The sequence below is a fragment of the Microvirga sp. HBU67558 genome, from assembly GCF_018069605.1.
Classification (GTDB): domain Bacteria; phylum Pseudomonadota; class Alphaproteobacteria; order Rhizobiales; family Beijerinckiaceae; genus Microvirga; species Microvirga terrae.
The window spans coordinates 1-418 of record NZ_JAGPUP010000174.1; the positions used below are offsets into that span (position 1 = coordinate 1).

A 418-nucleotide genomic window follows, 5' to 3' on the forward strand; every position below is an offset into this window, starting at 1 on the left:
TGATCTTCCCCCGCTTGCGCGGACACTGGGTTAGCTCAATTTCCGCTCGGCCTGTTCGGGTGTGAGATACCCGAGCGCCAAGTGGATGCGCTGCCGATTGTAGTAGCTCTCGATATAGCCGAACAGGTCCCGTCGTGCCTCCTCGCGGGTCGTCCAACGATGCTGATGAACCAACTCGACCTTCAAGGAATGGAAGAACGATTCCATTGGGGCACAGTCATAGCAGCAGCCCGTCCGGCTCATCGATGGCTTGGCGCTCATGAGAGCCAGTTGCTGGGCATACGCCTCTGCCGCGTATTGGCTTCCACGGTCCGAATGGTGAATAAGCCCAGGGCCTGGTCGCTGCCGCTGGGCTGCCATGATCAGAGCGCCAAGGGTCAGCTCGGTGCGCATGTGATCGCGCATGGCCCACCCCACC

Annotated in this window: 1 protein-coding gene; it reads right to left on the minus strand. The window is 60.8% G+C overall.

Annotated features, from left to right (window positions below; translation table 11 throughout):
- Positions 1-30: 30 nt before the first annotated feature.
- Positions 31-418 (minus strand): IS3 family transposase (locus KBI52_RS00705; RefSeq protein WP_210804773.1); only part of this gene is annotated, 388 nt, incomplete at its 5' end.